Here is a 21996-nt window from a genome sequence, read left to right on the forward strand (position 1 = left end):
TTATTATCAGAATTTATTTCATGACTTTTTTAATTTTTTTAGCTGGTTCATCATAGGTGACAGGGCCACAAACTGAGATAAAAGGTAAATTAATACACACGGACCATCCTGTATCAGTACCTCCTCCTGATACGAGTGCTAATTCATCCATAGTGAGTTCAATGAGTTCTTTTGTAGCAGCATCCTTGCTCAACTTAATTTTTCCTTTGCTCATTTTTATACTATCAGTGTTTAACATACTAAACTTCCTTATTGCTTGATTTCAGTTTTTAATATGATGTCTAAAACATCACTATTCATGCTAATAAGAAAATAAAATGACTGTGTGTTTGTTTGGTTTAATTTTAAATAATGAATAATTATCATATGTATATGACGAAAAATAATAGAAAAATTAACTTAAGTTATTGAAAGTTGATTTTAAAATTTATATGAAAAGTAAAGATTAATTAAGACTGTATGACATATGAATTATTTGTATTTCAAAAATAGGATAATGTTGGATTTGTAAACAATACGTCTCTAAAGTGTTCACGATGTTAAGACATGTATGATGGATTCAATTAAGGCTTTGAAAATAATAATTAAATAAAAATGACCCTGAATAAATGATTCTTCTATGGTTAATCTACCCAAAATATAAATCCTTACATTTTCAAACTTGGTTTATTTTTTGCTTGATATAAATTATCTATATAAAAATAGATTTTGCTCCATCAATGTTCATAGATGAATGAGGTGACAAAATGATTAATGTGAATAAATATAATGAATTGGATAAATTGAGCCTAAGACAAAAGGGCTGGAAAATATTTGCTGCTGTCATTGCCTTGCAAATGCTTTTTCTTTTATTGAGTTATATGTTACATCCTTAAGATATAAACCTACATTTCTCCAACCTCAGTTCATTTATTTTTTAGTTTGCCTAAAATGAATAAATGGAATTAAGGATGCAAAAAACAATAAAAACATCACTCGCCATGATGATTGGACTCTCATTCGGCTTAAGCTCGATGAGTATTTATGCTAAAACCATCGAAACACAAACTATTCCTGTAAAAGAAACTAAAAATTCTAGATCGAATTCTTTGCAGTTATCGAATGCTCAATTAAAGCAATCAGCACTTGAGAAAGGCAATTGGGATGCATTTAACTATGCGCAGTTAAATCGTTTAATTTTAGAAAAGGGTCATCAAAGTCCAAATTATGATCCGAAGAGAAAACCTTATGTGGTTTTTGACTTTGACAACACTTCAGTATTTTTAGACATTGAAGAAGCAAGTTTGATTTATCAACTGGAAAATTTAAACTTCAAAGTGACACCTGCTGAGCTGAATAAAATTATTCGAATAGGTATTTCCGAGCAAAACTTTGTTGAGGACTATAATAATAAAGCTGGTCAGCCAGTCAGCATTAATACTATAGCACCCGATATTATTGAAAGTTATACATGGTTGTATCAGAACTATGTAGGTCTTAAAGGTAAAAAGACATTAACACAAGTCAAAGAAAATCCACATTATCAAAATTTTATCACTAAAATGCGCTATCTCTATGCAGCAATCGGTGACACCTTTGATCATGATGTGTCTTATCCATGGGTGACGTATTTATTTGCTGGATTTAAACCTGAAGAAGTCAGTCACTTGGCTTTGACGGCTTATCAGCAACAACAAAAGCAAGCCATTGGTCCTGTGACTTGGACATCTCCTGAATCCTTGAAAGGTAAAGCAGGTGCGGTTTCGGTGACATGGGAAAATGGTTTGAGACCCTATAAAGATGTGCGCAATTTATATCAAGCTTTTATGAACAATGGTTTCGATGTCTATGTTTGCTCAGCCTCATTTATTGATGTGATTAAAGGTGTAGCCACAGATAAGAGCATTGGTTTTAATGTCCCGAAGCAGAATATCTATGCAATGGAATTGAAGCATGATCAGAATGGTCGTATTAAACCTGTGTTTAATCAGGATTATTACCAAACTCAAGGTAAGGGCAAGACCCTGACCATTCAAAAGTTTTTGGTTTCCAAATATGGTTATGGTCCTGTATTTATTTCTGGGGATAGTGAAGGCGACCAAAATATGATGCAAGATTTTAAAGATACAGAAAAAGTTTTGATTATTAATCGTTTGCGTAAACCAACATCAGATGTTGGTAAATTTTCAAAATTGGCTGTAGATACTTATGGTCAAGCCAATGCTAAATATTTGTTACAAGGGCGTGATGCCAATACAGGTGAGTTTATTCCTTCGAATAAGAGTTTAGCTTTTGGTGCAAATGAGGCGAAGGCTTTGAAATAGTGATTCGATTAAAAAAGGAACTTATATTGTTTTTCTCCTTATTTTTGAAGGATCGAATTAACAAATCCTTTGTCTGTCTGATTGGACGTCCGTGTCCCACAGTCAGACGGGCGACATCCGTGTCGCAGATTAGTTGATCGACTTTTATTAAACAGTCAATTGAACCTGTTTAAGTACAGCTTTCAATGTATTTAAATAATCAAATTCATTGTTCGTAGAATCTTGATAACGCCAAGCCACATAACCATCTGGACGAACGAGTATCGCACCTGACTCATGTATTTCAGATAATTTATTCCAAGTGCCATAGACATCACGGTAGTCACGACAACCAATCTGAATAACGTCTAAATAGGGCAAATTCAGCGCATCAACAGCTTTTTTCCAACCTTGACCAGAAAGCCCAGTCAATAAAGTAAATCGTCCATGACCTGTGATATCCAAAGTCGATTGTTTATTTCCTTTGGCATCAATTAACCATGTATGTGGAATTTTTGCACCTGGGCGAGTTGTTGCTTGTAAGTAGAGCTGTTCGTCTTTTACGAAAACTTCAGGTTCAATTTCTGCAATTACCGCATTGGATCCGTAGCGTTGATTCAATTCGACACCTTGCGCATTAAACTCATAGTGCTTAATTTCTAGCGCTTTAAATAATTTTTGTCGAATTTCTGCACCGTGTTCATCTTCAGCAAAGATACGATCTAACATCTGTTGTTGCGTTGTTACGCCTTGGTCAAAACCAAACACTTCTTTCAAATGTTTATAGTCAAAGCGAGATTGGTTTGCCCTAGCGACAATTTGTTTGCCCACAGGTGCACGTTCAGTGGTATAAGATTCCAGTAATGATTCGTCTGCCCAACCTTTGACTGCGTAAGCGAGTTTCCACCCTAAATTGAATGCATCTTGCATACAGGTATTTGAACCTAAACCACTTGAAGGTGGGTGACGATGTACAGCATCTCCACCGCAAAATACGCGACCTTTAGAATATTCAGTTGCCCACGTTTGATTGACATACCAATAAGACACTTTTTGTATTTCGACATCTTCCACTTCGGTGCCAACAAACGTATTTAAACGCGCTCTAACTTGTTGTTCAGTGACTTGAGGTTCGCCTTTAGAAATATCAAAACCCCAACCCATAATCCACTCATTCCAAGGGGTGATGGCACGAAGTAAGCCCATGCCTAGATCACCAAAACTTGCTTCTGGATTAACAATCCACTGCAAAATTGCAGGACGGTTTTTTACATATTCAGATAAATCGGCTTTAAAGGTGACATAAACTGTACCTGCACGCGCCATAATCCCTTCAAGCGGAAGATTGAGCTGTTCAAGTACACGAGATTTTGCACCATCCATACCGACTAAGTATTTGGCACGTAAGCTAAATTCAGTGTTGGTGATACGATTTAAAAATGTTGCGGTTACACCTGATTCATCTTGCTCATGAGAGAGATATTCAGTATTAAAATTATAGATTGCACCACGTTCAGCAGCATTTTTGACCAAAAGCGCTTCCATTTTCGGCTGGATTAAGTCAACAAGAGGACAAGGACTGCCCTGAATATAATCGCCATGACGTTCATCACCTGTCCCCCAAGCACTTAATCGTGCAATTTCTTCACCGACCAAACTGGTGGTGATCAAGCTTTCGCCCATTTGATCCCATGGGGTAGCAATCTGTTTTACTTGATCTTCAATACCTAAATCACGTAAAACTTCCATAGCACGTTGATTGGTAATATGGGCACGAGGGCTATTGGCTAACCAAGAAAACTGAGTAAAAAGTTGAACTTTTACACCATAATTTGCCAAGGCCAAACCTAATGTTGAACCTGCAGGTCCTGTACCAATGATTAAAACATCAGTGTCGTAATGTTGCGTCATCAAAGACTCCCTGTGCTGAACTGCAAATGCGTTAATGTGTTGAAGTCTAGGTAAATCTTTTTATGTGTTGAATGAATATTCATATAAACTATAGATAAATTGGTTTTTTGACTGCATCAACATTTAATGTTGCAATTGGACACAGAGGTATGCAATGGAACTGCGACATTTACGCTATTTTATGACAGTTGCAAAAGAACAGAGTTTTACCAAAGCAGCAGAAAAACTGTATACAGCCCAACCTTCTTTAAGTCAGCAAATTAAAGACTTAGAGCAAGAGGTGGGTGTGTCTTTATTTGATCGTACGACCCGAAAAGTAAAGTTAACCGATGAAGGAGAAGCTTTTTTACAATATGCAGAGTTGACCTTGGACAATGCTAAAAAGGCCATAGCTGCTGCACGTCAGGTGGCACAACAGAAAAATAATCAGATTCATATCGGATTTTTAAATGTGGCTGAACTCAAAGTTATGCCAAACATTCTCGCGCAGTTGAAGCAACATATACCTGATTTAAAAATTCATTTTCATAGTTTGACCTGTACCGAACAAATTCAAAAACTTAGAAATGCAGAATTGGATATTAGTTTTACGCGTTATGAATTAGCCCATGAAGATTATATAAATATTCATATTTTGACTGAGCAGATTTATTTGGTCGCAGCAGATCATCTACACCCATCAAATCGAGTATTGAAATTACAAGAACTGAATAATCATAATATTATTATGTGTGAACAAATGGCATCCCCAATCTTTTATGACAAATTGAATCATCTTTTGTCATTTGAGCAAAGACAGCAGGATCAAATGCTGTGGGTGACCAATGTATTACAACATATCAACTTGATTAATATGGGAATGGGTTTTAGCTTTGCACCTGAGTATTTACTTAAATTTCTCAATCATAATGTCAAAATCATAAAAACAGATGTGCAATTACCCCAATTAGGTTTATATGCAACTTATCATCGGGCTTCAAACAATGTCGCTTTAAAAATGATTGCGGATGCATTAAAGCAAAGCGCACAATTGAAACCTATAACGGAGTTGCTAGATGCTTAAATTGATCTATTACGTTCCAGAATCCCATCTTGAATCTACCAAACTTGCCATATTTGAAGCAGGTGCAGGGGGGATAGGCAATTACCAGCATTGTGCGTGGCAAGTATTGGGTACAGGTCAATTTAAACCAGTAAAAGGGGCGAATCCATTTATTGGTGAATTGGATGAATTAGAAAAAATTCCTGAATGGCGTGTGGAAACCATTGTGCCAGATGAAAAGGCCAAGCAGGTAGCAAATGCTTTAAAGGCAAGCCATCCATATGAAGAGCCTGCCTTTGAATTTATTCAAATTATTGAGATTGATTAAACTTTTTGAATAAATAAATCACGGTCAAAGCGATACTGTGGGAAGAATACACCATCTTCCGCACGTTCACCTGCAGCAATCACCATGATTGGGTATTGTTGATCATTTAAGCCTAAAATTTTACGGACCAAAGGCTCATCAAAACCTTCCATCATACAGCTGTCGAAACCATAAGCACGAAGCGCTAAAACCAGGTTCTCACATGCTAAAGCCGTAGTTTTACTTGCCCAAAGTAAGGCATCGGCAGGGTTGAATGCAGTTACAGGCATTTGTTTATCGAGTGTACGTGCAACTTTGTAAGCCACTTTCTTAAAGTTACCCAGTGCGTTGAAATAACCCGTTTTATAATTCAATGGAATATAGGTGTAATACTTTTTCACCAAAGGTGGAATTTCTGGAAACGGAAATTCGCTAATATTCTTTTTCGCCATTTGATCAATACGATCTGTGCGTGCCACACACACGATTAATTCCGAAGCTGTTCTTGCCGCCCATTGATTTAAACAGGCTTTGACCAACAGTTTTTTCTTTGCTGGATTTTGAACCACATAAAACGTCCAAGGCTGAAGATTCGATGAGTTTGGCGCAAGGAGAGCCAAATTTAAACAATCATCAAGAACATCACTTGGAATGGATTTTTCGGTAAATTTACGTACTGAACGACGGCTTTTGATCACGCTTTTAAAGTTTTCAACATCAATGTTTTCTGGTGCAACTTCAATATAGCGTTTCTTTTCGGGAGTCGACATGGGTTTAGACATCCTAAATGATTGGGTATGAAGGCAACATCATGTGTCTTATCTCGTGATGTTGCTATAGCTTCAATGCTCAAATTAAATATTAATATCTCAATTAAATTGAGTGAAATCAGGTTTGCGCTTTTGCATGAAGGCTTGTACTGCTTCCAGCATTTCTGGAGAACCGACACGATCCATAAAAATGCGTGCTTCATGGTTAATGCAATCTACAATCTCATCTAAATTATGCTTCATGAGTGCTTTGGTTGCGACCAAAGAAGCTAAAGGTAAAGCTGCAAGATGCGCTGCTTGTTTTTCGGCTTCTGCATAAGCATCTTCAACAATGTGATTGACTAGATTTGCGCTTGCTGCTGTCGCACTGTCAAATTTTTTCGCAGTGAGTAATAGTTCTGCAGCTTTATGATATCCCGCTTGTTGTATTAAAAGTTTGCTTGAAGCACCTTCAGGAGACAATCCTAGACTGACAAATGGAATTTGGAATAGGGCTGTATTGTCACTATAAACCAAGTCAGCATGTAGAAGAATGGTTACCCCAATTCCAATAGCAACACCTTTTACAGCAACAAGAAGCGGTTTAGAGAATTGTGCTGCTGCTTTTAAAAGTAAAAATGGAGGGCCATCTTCTGCAGCAATTTGACCTTTCATGGCAGCAGATTTCATAAAATCTTGCATGTCATTACCCGCAGTAAAATCTGCACCTTCACCACGTAAAATCACCACACGGACTTGATTGTTTTGATCGGCTTCATTCAAAGCATTCACTAAGCTTAGATAAAGTTCACTATAAAGTGCATTTTTTGCTTCAGGACGGTGAATGGCTAAAGTCAGTACACCATTTTCCAGATTCGCATTTAAATGTTCATGAGGTTGTTGAATACAGCTCAGTGTCATCGTACTATCCTTGCTTCAAAATTAAATTTAATGTTATGGATTCATTATGTCGCATAATAAACATGTTGACACTACTCATGAGTTCATAAAAAGTTCGAACATGATGAAATATAAATTTGATGATCTGGTTTACATCGGACGTTTTCAGCCTTTTCATTTGGCGCATATGCAAACCATTAAAATCGCATTGGAACACAGTCAAAATGTGATTCTTGCACTAGGTTCTGCGCAGGATGAACGTAATATTAAAAATCCATTTTCTGCACATGAACGTGAGCAGATGATCTTGTCGAATTTTTCAGAAGAAATCCAAAAGCGAATCAAATTTGTCCATGTGATTGATGTTTATAATGATGTTAAATGGGTCAAATTGGTCAAATCTTTGATTGCAAATGTTGTATCTCCTAAAGATAAAGTGGGATTAATTGGTCATTTTAAAGACGAGTCTTCGTACTACCTTGAACTTTTTCCAGAATGGGAAATGTTAGAACTAGACAGTTTGGTGGGATCAATTTCTGCTACTCCGTTACGTGAAGCATATCTCCGAGGGGAAATTGTAGAAAAAGATTTTCCTTTGGGAACCAGCGAATTTCTCAAGATATTTCAGCAGACTGAAATTTACACAAAGTTATGCGAAAAATATCGCAATGGGGATAAAAGTAATCTTGAAGCGTAATCACTTTATAATTGTGATATTCACCAGTATTTAGATAATCAATCATTATCTTCATTTAAAGACTGATTCATTCTAAAGGGTGCATGTTCAATGATTTGTGAAGTCAATTGTTCTAGCTGACGTGACTGCTTTTTCCAGTGGTGCCAATACAACATCACGTCAGTTTGTGCTTCAGGCATAATTTCGATTAATTGACCTTGTTTAGTATACTCTTTTATTTGAAACTCAGGCACCATCCCAAAACCAAGTCCTAATACAATACTTTCTAAAAAGGCATTGGAAGCGGGGATTAAATGATGCGGATATTGCGACATGTTCAATCCATATGCGTTGTAGATCACTTCATGATGCATTTGATCTTGCTCATTAAAAATCACAGCAGGAGCATATCTTAAACTTTCTCGATTGAAACCGTGCGCAAAATAGCGTTCTATAAATTGTGGACTCGCCACCATGTGATATCGCATGCTGCCTATAGGTTTTACTTCACAACCTTTAAGACTTTCTTGTTCCGTTGAAATGCAAGCATTCACAAGTCCTGCCTCAAGCAGATGATGCGTTTGAGTCTGATCAGCGACTTTCAGTTGAATGACAATATTTTCTTCAATCAAGATGGGCTGTATTGTCGATAATAGCCACGTCGCTAAAGAGTCCGCATTGGTGGCAATGTTGAGTGTATAAAATTGTGAACAGGCTGATTTTCCCATCAATTTTTCAAGCAGGTTTTGTTCTAAAACTTTGGTTTGTTGTAGATGGGCAAGAAGCTGTTGACCTGCTTGAGTCACTCGACATGGACGCTCACGAATAATCAATAAATGCCCTAATTTTTTCTCTAAAGCCTGAACCCTTAAGGTTACCGCTGAAGCTGTAATATGTAATCGTTCTGCAGCTGAATCAAAACTGCCAGTTTCTGCAACGGCTAAAAAAGCTTCACTATGTTTGCTCTGTAACATGATTCGATCGTATTTTTTAAGATTATAGGTATGAATATAACCTAAATAAAATCTAGTTAGATTGATATTTCCTTAATAATATTTATTTTAATGTAGAAAACTTCATAATCTGCTTTATCTTTAAAATGTATTGAAATGCAATGTTTAACAGCTATCTACAAGGTTTTAGTGTTGGTCTGAGTTTGATTATTGCGATTGGGGCACAGAATACTTTTATTTTAAAACAAGGTTTGCTCAAACAGCATATATTTTGGTTATGCCTAATCTGCGCACTTTCCGATTCTATTTTAATTGCGGCAGGGGTATTTGGATTTTCACATTTGGTGGTGAATTATCCGCAATCGATTCAAATCGCCAAATATTTAGGCGCTGCATTTCTAGTCGTGTATGGGGCGCAACATTTTTATCAGGCGCTGTTTAAAGCAGAAAAAATAGATATTACAAATGTTCAAGCGGGTCATCACCTAAAACCGCTCATTCTCATTTGTTTAGCCTTAACTTGGCTTAATCCGCATGTGTATTTGGATACAGTGGTTTTGGTTGGATCAATCTCGACACAATTTGAGCAAAGCAAACTTTATTATTTGTTTGGTGCAATCACAGCATCTTGGCTATTCTTTTTTAGTTTGGGTTATGGCTCACGCTTGTTATTGCCGATCTTTCAAAGTGCAAAATCGTGGAAAATTTTGGATGGGGTGATTGGGATGATCATGTGGTGTATTGCATTTCATTTACTCGAATTGAGTTTTTAAAATTGAAAGTAACACATAATAAGCTCGATGAAAGGATAGAACTTATCCAATAAGATGATTCGACAATGAGTTATTCTCGAATCATCCATGAAAGTTTAAGCCTGTAACGCTTTTAAATCTTCCAACACTTGTTCGGCATGTCCTGCGGCTTTCACTTTACGGTATTCTTTAACCAGCTTGCCGTTATGGAAAATAAAAGTCGAGCGCTCAATGCCCATGACTTTTTTACCATACATATTTTTTTCTTTAATGACATCAAAATGCTGGCAAAGGACTTCATCTTTATCACTGATTAAATCAATGGTCAGATTTTGTTTTGTCGTGAAGTTTTGATGAGCTTTTACCGAATCACGAGATACACCATAAATCGTGGTGTTTAAAGCATCAAATTGATCTTTTAGACATGAGAAACCTACAGCTTGAGTTGTACAACCTGGTGTTGAGTCCTTTGGATAAAAATAGATAATTAACCATTCTGTTTCAAGATTCGAAAGATTAACTTCACCAGTTGTGGTGGGGAAAGTCTGATTAGGTAGAATAATGCTGTCCGCAGTCATGAATATTGGTCCATTTCATAAATTTAACTATCTTATGCAGTAGATAAAAAATTAGCCACATATTGTGGCTAATTTAGAAACATTAAAGCTTAAAAGCTTATTTTTTAGATTGAGCAGCTGCCGCTTTCGCTTGAGCATCTTTCATTGCTTGTTGAGTTAATTTCTCAAGCTTGGTTGTTAGTGCTGAACCAAAACATGCTTTCAAGTCTTGATTTTGTTTTTGAACGAACGGCAAGCTTGATGGGTTTTTCTTTTGATTAATTGAGCTTTGAATTTCCCATTTTTGGTTGTTTGTCAATTTACCATCAGATTCAATTGCACACGTACAGTATTTTGAAACTTCATTTGCAGTTAACTTACCACTTTTGCCTGTTTCTTCTTTACACAGTGAAATTAAAGAAGATTTTACATTTGAACTTTTGTACGCTTGTTCCATTTTGTTCGCTTCTGCAGCGTGAGAAGCTGTTGCCGCCATTGCTAAAGCAGAAATAAAAGTTGAAAGAAGAATGTTAGATTTTAAATTTTTCATACATTGAACCTAGTAATTACGGTATATAACGTGTTGGGTCAGCGATGCCAGCATCTTCAAAACCTTGTTTTCGTAAACGGCAGCTATCACATTTACCACAAGCACGTCCTTGGTCATCAGCTTGGTAGCATGACACAGTTTGACTATAGTCTACGCCATGTTCTACCCCTAAGCGAATGATATTTGCTTTGGATAAATGTAACAGAGGTGTTTCAAATTTAAGAGGTTTTCCTTCAACACCAACCTTCGTTGCAAGGCGTGCCATGTTGGCAAAAGCGTCAATAAATTCTGGACGACAGTCTGGATAGCCTGAATAATCAACAGCATTAATGCCAATCACAATAGCCTCAGCACCAAAAACTTCCGCCGCAGCGAGCGCATAAGACAAGAAAATTGTGTTACGCGCTGGTACATAAGTTACAGGAATACCTTCTTGTTCATGATCTGGAACATCAATGCTATGGTCTGTTAACGCAGAGCCACCTAAGTTACCTAAATCAATATTAATGACACGATGTTCTACACCAGCATTCTTCGTCAGTACACGAGCAGCATCTAGTTCAGTGGTTGAGCGTTGCCCATACATAAAGCTTAAAGCGATACATTCATAACGTGCTTGCGCCCAAGCTAAACAAGTGGTTGAGTCTAAACCGCCAGATAACAATACAATGGCACGAGGGCGCATAACATTACTCCAAAACTATACAATTCAATATTAAAAAATGATTAACGACCAGTCTCATCGTTCCAGAGCAACTTGTGTAGCTGAAGTTGGAAACGTACAGGAAGATGGTCTTCTAAAATCCATTGTGCCAAATCACGTGCCAATTGAGGCAAACGCGCAGCACCTTTTTCGACAGCAAATGCAGGTGAGAACCAAACTGTACTGACTTTTTCATTAAGTTTAAATTCGGCAACCTGCTGTTTTGACCATTCATAATCTTCACGATTACATATCACAAATTTGATTTGGTCATGCTGAGTCAAAAAATCGAAATTACTATGCAAATTTCGTGCAACTTCACCCGATGTTGGGGTTTTTAAATCGAGAACTTTCGATACACGTGGATCAACTTTAGAAACATCCAATGCACCGCTCGTTTCTAAAGACACTTCGCAACCTAAATCGGCCAAACGTGTCATCAGTGGTAATGCATTCGGCTGTGCAAGAGGCTCACCACCAGTCACGCACACATAAGGTGTTTTGAAATCTAGCGTAGTTTGAATGATCTCATCTAATGAGCGACGTTCGCCACCTTCAAAAGAATAAGTTGTATCACAATACGTACAGCGCAGTGGGCAACCTGTTAAGCGGATAAATACAGTGGGTAGACCAGCAGTATTGGCTTCACCTTGCAATGAATAGAAAATCTCCGTGATGCGTAAACCCGCAGACGGATCAGAAACAGGAATAGCAGAAGATCGGAGCGCATTCATATTAAATTACCACACTTTAGAAAACAAAAATCTCTACGCTCATGCCTGACCGTAGAGATGAGGAGCGATCGCTCCGCAAGACAATAAAAGTCTTGCTATAAACGGAAATTAGTCTTCGCGTAAAAGATCGTTCAAGCTTGTTTTAGAACGCGTTTGCGCATCAACTTTCTTCACGATAATTGCAGCATATAAACTGTATTTACCGCATTTTGAAGGCAGGCTACCAGCAACAACAACAGAACCAGCAGGTACACGGCCGTAATGAATTTCGCCAGTTGCGCGGTCGTAAATTTTAGTCGATTGACCAATGAAAACGCCCATTGAAATCACTGAACCTTCTTCAACTACAACACCTTCAACAATTTCAGAACGTGCACCAATGAAGCAGTTGTCTTCAATAATGGTTGGGTTCGCTTGAAGTGGTTCAAGAACACCACCAATACCTACACCACCAGACAAGTGAACATTTTTACCAATTTGAGCACATGAACCAACAGTTGCCCAAGTGTCGACCATTGTGCCTTCATCTACGTAAGCACCAATGTTGACATAAGATGGCATTAAAATAACGCCTTTCGCTTGGAATGAACCTTTACGAGCCACAGCAGGTGGTACTACACGTACGCCAGCAGCTTTAAATTGTTCTTCAGTCCAACCGTTGAATTTGGTATCCACTTTATCGTAGAAACGAAGATCGCATGACTCGATTGGCTTATTGTCATTGATTTTAAATGATAATAATACTGCTTTTTTAAGCCATTGATGAACAACCCACTCACCATCAATTTTTTCAGCTACACGCAAAGTGCCGTTGTCTAATCCAGCAATTGCTTCCTCAACTGCTTGACGGATTTCAGCGGGGCAATCAGCCGATGTGAAGTTCGCACGATTTTCAAATGCTTGTTCAATGATTGTCGAAAGCTGAGACATGATCTTCTCTTCCAAAAAAAAATTTTAAAGATTTTACACTAAAAACATACTTAAAAAGATAAAAAATCAAACTATGTTGTAGAAAAACTGTTGCTATAGTCTTTTACAAATGACATGTCAAGTTGGTGATGGTTGAAAAACACCCATAAATAATATAAAAAACAAGAACTAATACTCAATTGTATCAAAAAATAACAAAAAATAATCAAAATTTATATTAACTGTGATTGTTATATCAATTATGATGTTCCTTGAGTTCGTACAACACATTAACGATTAAAGAACAACTCATTCCTTGAGGAGAAATAAATGAAAGTGTTAAAAGTACTTGCAGTTGCAGCCGCTGTTTCAACTTCTGGTTATGCTTTAGCAGATTCAGAAGTGGTTCAAAATGGCTATGATTTTGAAGCAAAACAATTACTTCCTACAGGTGTTCGTGCTGAAATTGGTACTACTGGTTACGGTGGTGCTTTACTTTGGACTGCGAACCCATACGTTGGACTTGCTTTAGGTTATAACGGTGGTGAGATCTCATGGACTGATGATGTTTCTGTCAATGGTACTAAATATGATCTTGATATGGACAACAAATTAGCTTACTTAAATGCTGAAGTTCGTCCTTGGGGTGCAAGCGAAAACCCATGGATTCAAGGTTTATACGTAGCAGCAGGTGTCGGTTATGTTGATAACCAATACGACTTGAAAAAACGTATCCGTAATGGTGGAACACTAGATATTGATGGTAATAAATATCAATTGGCTGCTGCTAACCAAGAAGGTGGTGTACGCGGTAAATTGGCATATGACAATGAAATCGCTCCATACGTAGGTTTTGGTTGGGCGCCAAAAATTAGCAAAAACTTTGGTATCTTTGGTGAAATTGGTGCGTACTACACAGGCAACCCTGATGTACAGTTAAGCCAATACAACTTAAGTCCTGTTGCTGGTAACAATGTATCAGCTCAACAAGCTGTAAACAAAGAAGCGAACGAAATTCGCAACGATGACAAATTCGAATGGCTACCAGTTGGTAAAGTGGGTCTAAGCTTCCACTGGTAAGATCTTTCTCAAAAAAACGAGCTTCGGCTCGTTTTTTTGTATTTAAATTTTGCTTTACTTCAATAAAACTTCAATTTCAACTTCGGTTATCTGATCGCATTATTCTTAGATCAAATGTAGATGACTTAATTTGAAGACTAAAAATTAAAAAATATCCTTAATTTAAACATTGAGCTTCGCTGTAATAAGTTGGCTTAATGTTGATTGATACTAACAACGCAGGCTTAAAACTGACTTAACTCGAATAGGTTATTTGATTTGATGATCATTTCATTTGATCAGTTATAGAAAACGAGGAAATAAAAAAAGAGTCGAAACTCTTTTTTTTAATCATGAGAATTTTTGTTGTACTAGTTATTAGTCTTCAGGATACGCAACACGCTTCAATGCTTTAATATCAGAACTTGGAGCACATAAAGAGATAAACTCATAGCCATAACCACGTAGTAAATGTCCCTTTCGTACCGCAATCCACGTAGTGTTTAAACCAAATAAATCTGTATCAATTTGCTTTAAGCGATAATCACGTTCTGTATCATAAGCAACATCATTGACAATTCCGACGCCCATGCCCAGCTCAACATAGGTTTTGATCACATCGGCATCAAGCGCAGACATAACAAGATCAACATCTAGATGTGCTTCTTCAAAAGCCTTATCAATTTTTGAACGGCCTGTGAAACCACCGTGATAAGTAATGATCGGGTGTTCTGCTAAACGCTCGAGGCTAATTTCTTTAGGAGGTAGCTGTGCCAATGGATGCGATTGGGGAGTAATAATGCAATGTTTCCAGTTATAAAAGGGAACGCTGGCTAAATTGTCTTCAGTGGTTAATGACTCAGTTGCAATCCCAATATCTGCATCACCCATGAGCAGCATTTCAGTAATTTCGGTTGGACTTGCTTGTTGTAAAATCAAATGCACTTTTGGAAATAATTTTTTAAATGAATTTACAATTGGCGGTAATACATAGCGAGCTTGTGTATGTGTTGTTGCAATAGTGAGTGTGCCTTCATCAACACGATTAAAATCATCAGCAAGGCGTTTAATGTTGTCTGCATCGACTAACATACGCTCGACAATACCTAAAAGCGATTGACCAGGTTCAGTCAAACCTAATAAGCGCTTGCCTTTACGAATAAAAAGTTGAACCCCTAATTCATCTTCTAAATCTTTAATGTGTTTACTCACACCTGATTGAGAGGTGTAAAGCGCTGCTGAAGCTTCAGTTAAATTAAAATTTTGTCTGACTGTTTCACGAATAATTCTTAATTGTTGAAAATTCATAACTTTCTTACCCTTCAGAGATGGAGCAAAACACTTGCTCCATCGAATTTTTTTAAGCCACTTGATTTGCAAATAAATGCAATGTGTTGGTGCTTAGCCACACGGTTTGATTCGGACGGAACTGATGGAGTCTTGCTTCATCGGGGGTTAACAAAATTTCAATCAAATTGCCTTGGCGACTTTGAAGTTCAGCAACAACTTTACCTGCAATCCACACTTCACGTAAGAACGTCGCTTGGAATGAGTTTTCAGTCGGTTGAGCATGAATCGTTAACTCATCAGGTCGAACAAACGCAATGACATCACCCGTAGGTGCATCTTTCGCCAATGGGACCTGAATACGATCTTCACCAATTTGTACAATTCCTTGATGGTTTTGACCTTCAAAGCGGTTGGCTTGACCTAAGAAATCAAAAACGAACGGTGTTGCAGGTTTTTCGTAGACTTCACGTGGCGAACCAATTTGTTCAACATTACCTTTGTTCATGACCACAATTTGGTCAGCCACTTCTAAAGCTTCTTCCTGATCGTGTGTGACAAAAATCGATGTGATATGTAGTTCATCATGCAAGGTACGTAACCAACGACGTAATTCTTTACGAACTTTGGCATCTAATGCGCCGAAAGGTTCATCCAGTAAAAGAACACGTGGTTCAACAGCTAAAGCACGCGCAAGCGCAATACGTTGACGTTGACCACCAGAAAGCTGAGCAGGATAACGATCTGCTAAGAAACCTAATTGAACAAGGTCGAGTAAGCGAGTCACTCGTTTTTTGATTTCAGCTTCGTTTGGACGAGTCGCACGCGGACGCACACGTAGACCAAAAGCGATATTGTCATATACAGTCATATGACGGAACAAAGCATAGTGCTGGAAGACGAAACCCACTTGACGTTCACGGACATGAACATTGGTAGAGTCTTCACCTTCTAAAATAATTTTACCGCTATCTGCAGATTCTAAGCCTGCAATAATACGAAGCAGTGTTGTTTTACCACAGCCTGATGGACCAAGCAGTGCAACCAATTGGCCATCTGGAAAGTCCAGAGAAATATTTTTCAGTGCATGGAACGCACCAAAGTGTTTTTCAATATTTTTAACTTGAATACTCATAGGTTCATTCCTTAAGAAACTTGTGAATCGTCATTACGTTTGCTTTGATTTTCTTGGCGAACTTCAACCCATGTTTTTAAAATAAGGGTGACGATTGCCAGCAAGGCTAATAGTGATGACACAGCGAATGCAGCACTGAAGGTGTATTCGTTGTATAAGATTTCAACGTGTAGTGGTAGGGTGTTGGTTTCACCGCGGATATGACCTGATACCACAGATACAGCACCAAATTCACCCATTGCACGGGCATTACAAAGAATGACACCGTAAATTAAACCCCATTTAATATTGGGTAAGGTGACTTTCCAAAAGGTTTTCCAACCCGATGCACCCAATACAATCGCCGCTTCTTCTTCTTCTGTACCTTGAGCTTCCATCAGTGGAATGAGCTCGCGCGCTACAAAAGGAACAGTAATAAATACAGTGGCCAATACAATGGCAGGAACGGCATACAGAATTTTAATATCGTGATCCATCAGCCATGAACCCATCCAACCTTGTGTACCAAAAATCAGTACCAGCATTAAACCTGCAATAACAGGGGACACTGAAAATGGCATGTCAATGATCGTGGTCAAAATAGATTTACCGCGGAAATTAAATTTTGCGACAGACCATGCAGCAGCCACACCAAACACCACATTCAGCGGAACAGCAATAACTGCGGTCAGTAAAGTTAACTTCACAGCAGACAGGGTTTCTGGCGTGATTAACGCTTGAACGTAAACATTCACACCTTGCTTAAATGCTTCGACAAAAACTAAAACCAGTGGAAGAATGAGACAGCTCAGGAAAAAGATCAGCGCAATAGCGATCAGCGTGTAGCGCACCCATGTTGGCTCACGTGTAGCATCACGGGATTGTAATTTCTCTGCTAATGCATTGCTATTGGTTTGTAAGCTCATGGTGCAGTTCTCCCTGTACGACGGCTTGCCCAAGCTTGTAGCAAGTTAATTAAAAATAAAATCGCAAAAGAAAGCACCAACATCACCACAGCAATGGTTGTTGCACCCGCATAATCATATTCTTCTAAGCGAGAAATGATCATCAATGGTGCAATTTCAGTTTTATAAGGCTGGTTACCTGCAATGAAAATTACAGATCCATATTCACCCACTCCACGCGCAAATGCGAGTGCAAAACCTGTTAGAAGTGCAGGGAATAAAATCGGTAAGATAATTTTGGTCACGATTTGAAAGCGATTTGCACCTAAGGCTGAAGCAGCTTCTTCAAGCTCAGTTTCTAAATCACTCAATACGGGCTGTACGGTGCGGACTACAAAAGGAATACCAATAAAAATCAAGGCTAAAGTAATACCAATAGGGGTATATGCCACTTGAATGCCTAAGGGTTCAAGATATTGACCAATCCAACCTGTAGGGGCATACAAAGACGTTAATGCAATGCCCGCAACAGCTGTAGGTAAGGCAAAGGGTAAATCGACTAAAGCGTCAACAATACGCTTACCTGGGAAGCTATAACGCACTAGGCACCACGCCAATAACAAACCAAACACGACATTAATTAATGCAGCGATTAAGGCAGAACTAAAACTCAGCTGTAATGATTTGAGAATACGTTCTGAACTCAGAATTTCCCATAATCCGTCCCAACCAATTCCAAGCGATTTAATAAATACTGCAGAAAGTGGGATGAGAACGATCAAGGATAAATAAGCGAGGGTGAAGCCTAAAGAAAGACCAAAACCTGGCAGCACTCGGGATCGCTGCGACATGATGACTCCTCAAAATGAGAAAGCTTACTGAATTAAGTAAGCCAATAATAAACAATATTATTAAGCGAAAAAGCTTACATTAAATTGCGAATTTAAAAAGTAATTTCGATTCATCAATTTTCTGCTGATGTGTGTTTACATGATCAATAATCAAATAATCGTAAATTTCTGGAAATTTACCAAAACCAGCAGCAACATTAATATGGCCAACTTGACCTAAATTAATTGGGCGAATGTTCCAAGACTTAGCCAATGCTTTTGCATCAGAAAAATTCAGCCAAGGATCATTTTCACTGATCATCATTTGTGTAGGTACACGCATTTTAATTTCATGAAAATATGATGAATAATCGTTAGAACTATCACGTGCAAAACCTTGATCACCAAAACGTGCAGGATTTGCAGGTGCCACCAAAATCACCTTTTTAATTTTTTTGGCTAATTCAGGATGTTCATGAATTGCAGAGACTGTTGTGAGACATCCGAAACTATGTGCAACAATTTGCACAGCTTCATCGACCTTAGAAACAGTTTTTACAAAATTTTCTACCCAATGACTCAGTACAGGGAGATTCCAATCTTGTTGTTGAACACGGGAGCAAGATATGAGTTGACGTTGCAACCAAGATTGCCAATGATCATAATCACTACCACCAACACCGGGGACAATAATTGTATGCATCATATTTGCTCCTGTATTTTTAAGCGAATTAAAAATTAAATTATTTAGCGTTCGCTTTTACAATTTGGTCAAAAATACCGCCATTGCTGAAATGTGCTTTTTGAACTTTATTCCAACCACCAAACTCTTTATCGATTGTCACTAGTTTTAAAGGTTTAAATACATTGGTGTATTTAGCCAAAACTGCGGCATTACGTGGACGATAGAAGTTTTTCGCTGCAACAGTTTGACCAGCTGGTGAGTACAAATAGTTCAGGTAAGCTGTTGCTAAGTGTTCAGTTCCGTGTTTTTTAACATTCTTTTCTACAATTGCAACAGGTGGTTCAGCTAAAATTGACAATGAAGGTGTGACAATTTCGAATTTACCTGGTTGTTCACGAAGTGCCAAATATGCTTCATTTTCCCAAGCCAGTAACACATCACCAATGCCACGTTCAGCAAAGGTTGTGGTCGCACCACGCGCACCTGAGTCAAGAACTTTAGTTTGTTTATAAATTTTACGAACAAATTCTTGTGCTTTAGCGTCGTTACCGCCAGCTTGGTGCTTAGACCACGCCCATGCCGCTAAGTAGTTCCAACGCGCACCACCAGAAGTTTTTGGGTTTGGCGTAATAATATCCACACCTGGTTTAATTAAATCGCCCCAATCTTTAATGCCTTTTGGGTTACCTTTACGCACTAAAAAGACAATCGTCGATGTATAAGGTGTTGAGTTGTCTTTGAATTTGCTTTGCCAGTTTTTAGGAATTTGACCTGTAGCTGCAATTTCATCAATGTCTGCAGCAAGTGCTAAAGTCACTACGTCTGCATCTAAACCATCAATCACAGCTCGGGCTTGTTTGCCTGAACCACCGTGAGACTGTTTAAAATTAATGGTTTGACCTGTTCGAGATTTCCAATATGCGCCAAACTCTTTATTGAAATTTTCATAGAGTTCGCGTGTTGGGTCATAAGAGACATTTAAGAAGTCTTTTGCTGCAACTGAGAATGAAGAAAGAGACAGTAGTGCAGCAACTAAACCTAGTTTTAATTTTGAATGTTGCATGAATTTACCCCAAAGGATGCGATGTTTGTTAATATGTCGCAAGAATAACTGTACTTTCTATCCATAAAAAATAATAAAAAACGAATTTTATATGAATAAATAAGATAAAGAAATGAGATAAGATCACAGTGCGGTTGTTCATTTTTTTTAAGGACTATATGCATGCAATGTTTTAAAAATGCTGAAAAAATTTACGCTGTTGGAATCTTTGATCGTGCTTTTCAGTATGGAGATGGATGCTTTACCACAGCGCGTCTATATCAGAATCATTTCGAATTGAAAGCGAGGCATTATTCAAGATTAAAACATGCAGCAACGCATTTATTTTTAGACGTGGATTTAGAACTGATCGAGCAAAGCTTATTACAGCTTAAAAATGAATATGTTGAGCTCAATGGCACATTGAAAATTATCATAAGCCGTGGTGAAGGACAACGAGGTTATTCCTTACCAGACCATCAAGCTGATGTGTATGTGTATTATTATCCAAGTGAAGTGAAATGCTTTGAACCACAATTGATTCGTAGTGGTGTGCTTGATAGCCTCATGGGTTTAACCATGCCTGAGTTGGTTGGCATCAAGAGTTTAAACCGCATTGAGCAAGTGATTTTAAAAAAAGAAGCCGATGAAAAAGGCTGGATAGAAGCCTTGGTTTGTGATGTACACGGTCAAGTTGTTGAGGGAGTGAGCAGTAATTGCTTTATTCGTATAAATGACCAGTGGATTACACCAGAACTTCGTTATAATGGTGTACATGGTGTAATGCGAGCTGAGATTTTACAACGGATGATGCAGGCGGGCATTGATTGTCAACAACGTCCAATTCATCAAGATGAAATTCCACAATTTCAAAGTATTTTTTTTAGCAATGCATTGAGTCCAATGAAAGTGGCGACTCATTTGCATGACACTATATTAGAGACACAAATTTGTGTTGAACTTTTTCAAACTCTTCATTTAAGTCAGATGCACGAATATGTCAAAGCCTAGAGCAAAATCAAAAAAGAATAATAAGCCATCTTCTTTATTTAAAGGCGTCTTTGTTTTTTTAATAGGTGCCATTTTACTGGTGACCATTATCTTAGGTGCAAGTTTATTGAAAACTTACCCTGTAGATGGACAAAAACAAATGATCGCTATCAATCAAGGGGAAACATATTCAGGATTTATTGATCGATTAGCGAAAGAAGGAAAAGTCAGTTTTCCGCTCATGCTGAAGCTCTATCAAAAATTTATTATACATGACACCATGAAAGCTGGTGTATATGAAGTTCGCCAAGGCATGAGTGTGCGTCAGGTTTTGGATTTATTTTCCAATGCCGACAATGCACAAATGAATCGTATTTTGGTGATTGAAGGCACGACCTTTAAACAATTGGTAGCCTTATTGAGAAAAGATAACTTAGTGACCAAAGAAGTGGTTCATTTGCCACATGCAGAAATGCTTAAAGCACTGAATATTCCTTATGATCATCCTGAAGGGTTATTTGCACCGAACACGTATTTTTTTAATAAGGGTGAGTCTGATAAAAAGATTTTAACAGACTTATATCAACGTCAAATGAAGGCACTCGATGATGCTTGGGAAAAAAGAGCATCAGATTTACCCTATAAGAATAAATATGAAGCACTGATTATGGCTTCGATCATTGAGAAAGAGACCAGTGTAGATCGTGAACTTGAACAGGTTTCAGGTGTTTTTGTACGTCGTTTAAAACTAGGCATGCGCCTGCAAACAGATCCAACCGTGATTTATGGTATGGGCGACCGTTATACTGGCAATATTACACGTCAAGATTTGCGTACCCCAACGCCATACAATACCTATACTATTAATGGACTTCCGCCAACACCGATTGCATTACCAAGTCAAAAAGCCATTGAAGCTGCGATGCATCCAGATCAATCCAACAATATTTATTTTGTGGCAACAGGTAATGGTGGTCATACATTTACAGCAAATTTAGACGACCATAATCGTGCAGTACAAGATTATCTTTCAGTTATTCGTTCGAAAAAATAAGGGGT

Annotated in this window: 25 protein-coding genes; 9 read left to right on the forward strand and 16 right to left on the reverse strand. The window is 37.9% G+C overall.

All coding sequences use genetic code 11. The annotated features are described in order from the left end of the window. Positions 1-13 precede the first annotated feature (13 nt). Positions 14-238, reverse strand: coding sequence for a hypothetical protein (locus G8E00_RS06050; protein ID WP_166011473.1), 225 nt, complete (start codon positions 236-238; stop codon positions 14-16). Between the two features lie 508 nt (positions 239-746). Here G8E00_RS06050 and G8E00_RS16480 point away from each other — a divergent pair. Further along, complete coding sequence (locus G8E00_RS16480) at positions 747-875, forward strand: KGW motif small protein (protein WP_264821395.1); 129 nt, start codon at positions 747-749, stop codon at positions 873-875. A gap of 75 nt (positions 876-950) precedes the next feature. Beyond that, positions 951-2303: an HAD family hydrolase gene (locus G8E00_RS06055; RefSeq protein ID WP_227591403.1), complete on the forward strand. Its 1353-nt coding sequence runs from the start codon at positions 951-953 to the stop codon at positions 2301-2303. Between the two features lie 147 nt (positions 2304-2450). On the opposite strand, the gene G8E00_RS06060 is transcribed toward G8E00_RS06055, so the two are convergent. Next, complete coding sequence (locus G8E00_RS06060; RefSeq protein ID WP_166222685.1) at positions 2451-4193, reverse strand: FAD-dependent oxidoreductase; 1743 nt, start codon at positions 4191-4193, stop codon at positions 2451-2453. A 154-nt stretch (positions 4194-4347) separates the two neighbouring features. Here G8E00_RS06060 and G8E00_RS06065 point away from each other — a divergent pair, with 154 nt between their 5' ends. Together G8E00_RS06065 and G8E00_RS06070 are read left to right on the forward strand one after the other, a co-directional pair. Beyond that, positions 4348-5256, forward strand: a complete 909-nt coding sequence (locus G8E00_RS06065) for a LysR family transcriptional regulator (RefSeq protein WP_166222687.1) — start codon at positions 4348-4350, stop codon at positions 5254-5256. Next, complete coding sequence (locus G8E00_RS06070; protein WP_166222689.1) at positions 5249-5563, forward strand: NGG1p interacting factor NIF3; 315 nt, start codon at positions 5249-5251, stop codon at positions 5561-5563. The genes G8E00_RS06065 and G8E00_RS06070 overlap by 8 nt, the downstream gene beginning before the upstream one ends. Here the strand turns inward: G8E00_RS06070 and G8E00_RS06075 are convergent. Together G8E00_RS06075 and G8E00_RS06080 are read right to left on the reverse strand one after the other, a co-directional pair. Continuing rightward, positions 5560-6312: a nitroreductase family protein gene (locus tag G8E00_RS06075; RefSeq protein WP_406741454.1), complete on the reverse strand. Its 753-nt coding sequence runs from the start codon at positions 6310-6312 to the stop codon at positions 5560-5562. The two genes, G8E00_RS06070 and G8E00_RS06075, sit on opposite strands and share 4 nt — an antisense overlap. Positions 6313-6411: 99 nt before the next feature. Then, a complete protein-coding gene (locus G8E00_RS06080) occupies positions 6412-7212 on the reverse strand; it encodes an enoyl-CoA hydratase-related protein (protein ID WP_166222694.1) in 801 nt (266 codons plus the stop codon). 103 nt (positions 7213-7315) lie between these two features. On the opposite strand from G8E00_RS06080, the gene G8E00_RS06085 reads away from it, so the two are divergent. After that, positions 7316-7888, forward strand: coding sequence for a nicotinate-nicotinamide nucleotide adenylyltransferase (locus G8E00_RS06085; protein ID WP_166226450.1), 573 nt, complete (start codon positions 7316-7318; stop codon positions 7886-7888). A gap of 38 nt (positions 7889-7926) precedes the next feature. On the opposite strand, the gene G8E00_RS06090 is transcribed toward G8E00_RS06085, so the two are convergent. Further along, positions 7927-8841 (reverse strand): LysR family transcriptional regulator ArgP, encoded by a 915-nt coding sequence (locus tag G8E00_RS06090; protein WP_166222696.1) that lies wholly within the window; start codon positions 8839-8841, stop codon positions 7927-7929. Between the two features lie 140 nt (positions 8842-8981). Between G8E00_RS06090 and G8E00_RS06095 the strand changes: the two genes are divergently transcribed. Further along, a complete protein-coding gene (locus tag G8E00_RS06095) occupies positions 8982-9593 on the forward strand; it encodes a LysE/ArgO family amino acid transporter (RefSeq protein WP_166222698.1) in 612 nt (203 codons plus the stop codon). A 95-nt stretch (positions 9594-9688) separates the two neighbouring features. Here the strand turns inward: G8E00_RS06095 and G8E00_RS06100 are convergent, their stop codons facing one another. From G8E00_RS06100 to dapD, 5 genes are all read right to left on the reverse strand, one after another. Continuing rightward, complete coding sequence (locus G8E00_RS06100) at positions 9689-10150, reverse strand: peroxiredoxin (protein WP_166222700.1); 462 nt, start codon at positions 10148-10150, stop codon at positions 9689-9691. A 97-nt stretch (positions 10151-10247) separates the two neighbouring features. Beyond that, the gene (locus G8E00_RS06105) at positions 10248-10679 is read right to left on the reverse strand and encodes a hypothetical protein (protein ID WP_166011456.1); all 432 of its coding nucleotides are present in this window, start codon (positions 10677-10679) and stop codon (positions 10248-10250) included. Positions 10680-10695: 16 nt separating this feature from the next. Further along, entirely contained in the window at positions 10696-11364 is a 669-nt protein-coding gene (gene queC, locus G8E00_RS06110) for a 7-cyano-7-deazaguanine synthase QueC (protein WP_166011454.1), read from the reverse strand. Between the two features lie 41 nt (positions 11365-11405). Beyond that, on the reverse strand, positions 11406-12116 hold the full coding sequence (gene queE, locus G8E00_RS06115) for a 7-carboxy-7-deazaguanine synthase QueE (protein WP_166222703.1): 711 nt from the start codon (positions 12114-12116) through the stop codon (positions 11406-11408). 108 nt (positions 12117-12224) lie between these two features. Further along, on the reverse strand, positions 12225-13046 hold the full coding sequence (gene dapD / locus G8E00_RS06120) for a 2,3,4,5-tetrahydropyridine-2,6-dicarboxylate N-succinyltransferase (protein ID WP_166011450.1): 822 nt from the start codon (positions 13044-13046) through the stop codon (positions 12225-12227). 309 nt (positions 13047-13355) lie between these two features. On the opposite strand from dapD, the gene carO reads away from it, so the two are divergent. Then, positions 13356-14105 (forward strand): ornithine uptake porin CarO, encoded by a 750-nt coding sequence (gene carO, locus G8E00_RS06125; protein ID WP_166011448.1) that lies wholly within the window; start codon positions 13356-13358, stop codon positions 14103-14105. Positions 14106-14462: 357 nt separating this feature from the next. On the opposite strand, the gene G8E00_RS06130 is transcribed toward carO, so the two are convergent. From G8E00_RS06130 to G8E00_RS06155, 6 genes are all read right to left on the reverse strand, one after another. Then, positions 14463-15392, reverse strand: coding sequence for a CysB family HTH-type transcriptional regulator (locus tag G8E00_RS06130; RefSeq protein ID WP_166011446.1), 930 nt, complete (start codon positions 15390-15392; stop codon positions 14463-14465). A gap of 52 nt (positions 15393-15444) precedes the next feature. Then, positions 15445-16506, reverse strand: coding sequence for a sulfate/molybdate ABC transporter ATP-binding protein (locus G8E00_RS06135; protein ID WP_166011444.1), 1062 nt, complete (start codon positions 16504-16506; stop codon positions 15445-15447). Between the two features lie 11 nt (positions 16507-16517). Beyond that, positions 16518-17411 carry a sulfate ABC transporter permease subunit CysW gene (gene cysW / locus G8E00_RS06140; RefSeq protein WP_166222705.1) on the reverse strand — a complete coding sequence of 298 codons (894 nt, stop codon included), beginning with the start codon at positions 17409-17411 and terminating at the stop codon, positions 16518-16520. After that, positions 17408-18241 carry a sulfate ABC transporter permease subunit CysT gene (gene cysT, locus G8E00_RS06145; RefSeq protein WP_166222707.1) on the reverse strand — a complete coding sequence of 278 codons (834 nt, stop codon included), beginning with the start codon at positions 18239-18241 and terminating at the stop codon, positions 17408-17410. Before cysT ends, cysW begins: the two co-directional genes overlap by 4 nt. Positions 18242-18320: 79 nt before the next feature. Further along, a complete protein-coding gene (locus G8E00_RS06150) occupies positions 18321-18926 on the reverse strand; it encodes an alpha/beta hydrolase (RefSeq protein WP_166011438.1) in 606 nt (201 codons plus the stop codon). A gap of 37 nt (positions 18927-18963) precedes the next feature. Continuing rightward, positions 18964-19968, reverse strand: coding sequence for a sulfate ABC transporter substrate-binding protein (locus G8E00_RS06155; protein ID WP_166011437.1), 1005 nt, complete (start codon positions 19966-19968; stop codon positions 18964-18966). 162 nt (positions 19969-20130) lie between these two features. On the opposite strand from G8E00_RS06155, the gene pabC reads away from it, so the two are divergent. Together pabC and mltG are read left to right on the forward strand one after the other, a co-directional pair. Then, complete coding sequence (gene pabC / locus G8E00_RS06160; RefSeq protein ID WP_166222709.1) at positions 20131-20958, forward strand: aminodeoxychorismate lyase; 828 nt, start codon at positions 20131-20133, stop codon at positions 20956-20958. After that, a complete protein-coding gene (gene mltG, locus G8E00_RS06165) occupies positions 20945-21991 on the forward strand; it encodes an endolytic transglycosylase MltG (RefSeq protein WP_166011433.1) in 1047 nt (348 codons plus the stop codon). Before pabC ends, mltG begins: the two co-directional genes overlap by 14 nt. The last annotated feature ends 5 nt before the right edge of the window (positions 21992-21996 follow it).

Source organism: Acinetobacter shaoyimingii, assembly GCF_011578045.1.
Classification (GTDB): Bacteria; Pseudomonadota; Gammaproteobacteria; order Pseudomonadales; family Moraxellaceae; genus Acinetobacter; species Acinetobacter shaoyimingii.

Excerpts from the sequence above, each read along its gene's own strand:
- G8E00_RS06050 (WP_166011473.1), bottom strand. The coding sequence starts at position 238 with ATGTTAAACACTGATAGTATAAAAATGAGCAAAGGAAAAATTAAGTTG.
- G8E00_RS16480 (WP_264821395.1), top strand. The coding sequence starts at position 747 with ATGATTAATGTGAATAAATATAATGAATTGGATAAATTGAGCCTAAGA.
- G8E00_RS06055 (WP_227591403.1), top strand. The coding sequence starts at position 951 with ATGCAAAAAACAATAAAAACATCACTCGCCATGATGATTGGACTCTCA.
- G8E00_RS06060 (WP_166222685.1), bottom strand. The coding sequence starts at position 4,193 with ATGACGCAACATTACGACACTGATGTTTTAATCATTGGTACAGGACCT.
- G8E00_RS06065 (WP_166222687.1), top strand. The coding sequence starts at position 4,348 with ATGGAACTGCGACATTTACGCTATTTTATGACAGTTGCAAAAGAACAG.
- G8E00_RS06070 (WP_166222689.1), top strand. The coding sequence starts at position 5,249 with ATGCTTAAATTGATCTATTACGTTCCAGAATCCCATCTTGAATCTACC.
- G8E00_RS06075 (WP_406741454.1), bottom strand. The coding sequence starts at position 6,312 with ATGTCGACTCCCGAAAAGAAACGCTATATTGAAGTTGCACCAGAAAAC.
- G8E00_RS06080 (WP_166222694.1), bottom strand. The coding sequence starts at position 7,212 with ATGACACTGAGCTGTATTCAACAACCTCATGAACATTTAAATGCGAAT.
- G8E00_RS06085 (WP_166226450.1), top strand. The coding sequence starts at position 7,316 with ATGAAATATAAATTTGATGATCTGGTTTACATCGGACGTTTTCAGCCT.
- G8E00_RS06090 (WP_166222696.1), bottom strand. The coding sequence starts at position 8,841 with ATGTTACAGAGCAAACATAGTGAAGCTTTTTTAGCCGTTGCAGAAACT.
- G8E00_RS06095 (WP_166222698.1), top strand. The coding sequence starts at position 8,982 with ATGTTTAACAGCTATCTACAAGGTTTTAGTGTTGGTCTGAGTTTGATT.
- G8E00_RS06100 (WP_166222700.1), bottom strand. The coding sequence starts at position 10,150 with ATGACTGCGGACAGCATTATTCTACCTAATCAGACTTTCCCCACCACA.
- G8E00_RS06105 (WP_166011456.1), bottom strand. The coding sequence starts at position 10,679 with ATGAAAAATTTAAAATCTAACATTCTTCTTTCAACTTTTATTTCTGCT.
- queC (WP_166011454.1), bottom strand. The coding sequence starts at position 11,364 with ATGCGCCCTCGTGCCATTGTATTGTTATCTGGCGGTTTAGACTCAACC.
- queE (WP_166222703.1), bottom strand. The coding sequence starts at position 12,116 with ATGAATGCGCTCCGATCTTCTGCTATTCCTGTTTCTGATCCGTCTGCG.
- dapD (WP_166011450.1), bottom strand. The coding sequence starts at position 13,046 with ATGTCTCAGCTTTCGACAATCATTGAACAAGCATTTGAAAATCGTGCG.
- carO (WP_166011448.1), top strand. The coding sequence starts at position 13,356 with ATGAAAGTGTTAAAAGTACTTGCAGTTGCAGCCGCTGTTTCAACTTCT.
- G8E00_RS06130 (WP_166011446.1), bottom strand. The coding sequence starts at position 15,392 with ATGAATTTTCAACAATTAAGAATTATTCGTGAAACAGTCAGACAAAAT.
- G8E00_RS06135 (WP_166011444.1), bottom strand. The coding sequence starts at position 16,506 with ATGAGTATTCAAGTTAAAAATATTGAAAAACACTTTGGTGCGTTCCAT.
- cysW (WP_166222705.1), bottom strand. The coding sequence starts at position 17,411 with ATGAGCTTACAAACCAATAGCAATGCATTAGCAGAGAAATTACAATCC.
- cysT (WP_166222707.1), bottom strand. The coding sequence starts at position 18,241 with ATGTCGCAGCGATCCCGAGTGCTGCCAGGTTTTGGTCTTTCTTTAGGC.
- G8E00_RS06150 (WP_166011438.1), bottom strand. The coding sequence starts at position 18,926 with ATGATGCATACAATTATTGTCCCCGGTGTTGGTGGTAGTGATTATGAT.
- G8E00_RS06155 (WP_166011437.1), bottom strand. The coding sequence starts at position 19,968 with ATGCAACATTCAAAATTAAAACTAGGTTTAGTTGCTGCACTACTGTCT.
- pabC (WP_166222709.1), top strand. The coding sequence starts at position 20,131 with ATGCAATGTTTTAAAAATGCTGAAAAAATTTACGCTGTTGGAATCTTT.
- mltG (WP_166011433.1), top strand. The coding sequence starts at position 20,945 with ATGTCAAAGCCTAGAGCAAAATCAAAAAAGAATAATAAGCCATCTTCT.